2 protein-coding genes are annotated in these 2,321 nt (G+C 53.4%); both read right to left on the bottom strand.

Translation table 11 applies throughout. The features are described from left to right. The coding region (locus BM174_RS20660) for a c-type cytochrome (protein ID WP_093925668.1) at positions 1-736 on the bottom strand (736 nt) is incomplete at its 3' end. A gap of 94 nt (positions 737-830) precedes the next feature. Then, positions 831-2,138 (bottom strand): PQQ-dependent sugar dehydrogenase, encoded by a 1,308-nt coding sequence (locus BM174_RS20655; protein WP_177209575.1) that lies wholly within the window; start codon positions 2,136-2,138, stop codon positions 831-833. Between the last annotated feature and the right edge of the window lie 183 nt (positions 2,139-2,321).

The raw sequence follows: 2,321 nt of genomic DNA, 5'->3' as shown, positions 1-2,321 counted from the left end.
CGATTTGCCGGATTTCTTCGACGGTATAGGTGTCGCGCCACGCGGGCATTTTCTTGAACCCTTTGTAGACCCGCTTAAACACAAATTCGGGCTTATACTTGGCTGGTTTCAACTTTGGTGCCTTGCCCGGATAGGCTTTGAAGCCATGGCAATGGGTGCATTGAGCGTACCAGAATTCCTTGCCCGCTTCGATATTTTTCGGGTCAGTCAGGTACGCTTCACTAAATTCTTGGGCCGCGATGACGTCCTCCATCGACATTTCGGGGTTCTCGGCCTCGGCCTCATTTGCTTGGGCCTGGTCAGCGGTTGGCTGGGTGCTGGCGTCTGCGTCCGGGCCTTGTGATGCCAGATACGCAGCAACGTCGGTGCGCTCCTTGTCATCTTTCAGCTTGAATGACATTTTTGAATTGGCACCGCTATCTTCCAAATAGTCACGCAAGAATTGTTTGGGGTCTTCCAGATACTCTGCCAGTAACTCTTGCGTCCACAGCAGGCCTTTCTCCCCGGCCAAGACCATGTCTTTGCCATACTGGTACCCTTCGCCCGTGCCCGCTTGGCGTCCAATGACATCGGTTAGGACCGGCCCGACCTTGTTCTTGGCACCTTCGCCGATAGCGTGACAGGCAACACATTTCTTAAAGGTCTTTTTGCCCGCGGTCGCATCCTGCGCAAATGCGGGAGCGACGAGCAGTGACGCAACAACTGCAATCGTAAACATATACAGAGACTTGAGCATGATCGCTCCTGTGTTGATAGTGGCAGTTAGGTCATTTGAGGGGCAAGTCCCGCTGGCCAAATACCAGCGGGACTTTAGAACCCTCTGGGGGGCCTCAGTTCGCTGGAACGATCTTGTAGATCGTGTCTAGCGTGCCATTCGGGCCAGTTGTGATTGACGTCAACGCGTAAACCTCGCCGTCAGCATCCTGCGCAAAGGCTAGGATATATGGCGTGTTACCATCCATATTCGCAACCGTAGCAACTTCCATCGACCATGTACCGTCTTCTGCTTCTGTGCCGATAAAGATCTGACCGTCCATTGCGGCAAAGCTCTTGGACCAATCACCAAAGATATACTTGCCCTGCCAATCGGCATTCGCGCCACGGTAGACATATCCACCGGTGTTCGAGATGCCATTACAACCGTTGGGTTGCGCAGTGCAGTTTGCGTATTCGATGATCGGATCGGTCAAGCCTTCTTCATCGCAGGTCGCAGGGTGGTTATCTGGCGCCTCAAAGTCAAAGCACTTGGACCCTTCTTTGCGGCGCCAGCCATAGTTGCCGCCCTTTACGATAATGTCCTGCTCTTCGTAGCTGTTCTGTTGTACGTCGCCGCAGAAAAGACGCCCGTCGGAGGTGTCGAATGAACAGCGCCATGGGTTGCGCAAGCCATACGCCCAGATTTCTGGTGCAGCTTCGTCATTATCGACGAACGGGTTATCAGCCGGGATTGAGTAGTTGTTGCCATCGGCTGGCGTGTTGACGTCAATCCGCAGCATCTTGCCGTGCAGAACCGACAGATCCTGCCCGTTACCTTCCGTCACGTTGTGACCGATGCCCCAGTCATTGGCATATCCACCGTCACCAGTTGAGATATAGAGCATCTTGTCGGGACCAAATCCGATCCAATGGCCATTGTGGTTGAACTGCGGCCAGTCGATCTCGGTGATGGTCCGCCCCGATTTGCGGTCCGCGACATTGGGATCGTCTGCGGAGACGGTGTATTCTTCAACGGTGTTCGTGTGATCCCACCAGAACATCTTGCCCAAGTCACCCTGGAAGTTGGTGTTCGCGGAATAGGCTACATAGAATTTGCCGTTGGTTGCGAAGTCGGGGTGAAAGGTCAATCCGAGCAAGCCACGTTCGTCGAAGTCATGAAACTGCGTCACGATCTTGTTTCGGATATCCAGAAACGGGGTGGGCAGCAGGTTGCCGTCCTTGTCGATGATCTTCACGCGACCAAATTGTTCGATCACGAATTTGCGGTCGTCCCCCGCAGGTTGCACCATCGCCAGAGGCGCATTCAGACCTGTAACATAGGGTTCAAGGTTGATTTCTAACGCAGTGGCAGCGGAGACGGTCCCAAATGCTAAGCAGGTGCTTAGGGCGAGCCTCCCTAAAAAGGAATTGGTAGATAACATCACTTCTCTCCCAGTTCGAAAACGTTTATTTTTGCGGAGTGTCGATCCGATACCGCCCAGCAGCTGGGCCATACTCGTTTACGTTAGGTAACGGGATGTATTCTGACAACTGTTTTCAGTTCTCTCCATTTGTCGGCGTGGCAAGGCCAAATCGTTGACTGGCCTTGATGAAGGTATGCCATG

Origin of the sequence: Sulfitobacter brevis (assembly GCF_900112755.1) — a bacterium.
Classification (GTDB): domain Bacteria; phylum Pseudomonadota; class Alphaproteobacteria; order Rhodobacterales; family Rhodobacteraceae; genus Sulfitobacter; species Sulfitobacter brevis.
Note: the sequence above shows the minus strand (reverse complement) of the source record. Positions and strands in the feature narration are given on the sequence as shown.

Coding starts and splice junctions, on each gene's coding strand:
- BM174_RS20655 (WP_177209575.1), bottom strand. CDS start 2,138: ATGTTATCTACCAATTCCTTTTTAGGGAGGCTCGCCCTAAGCACCTGC.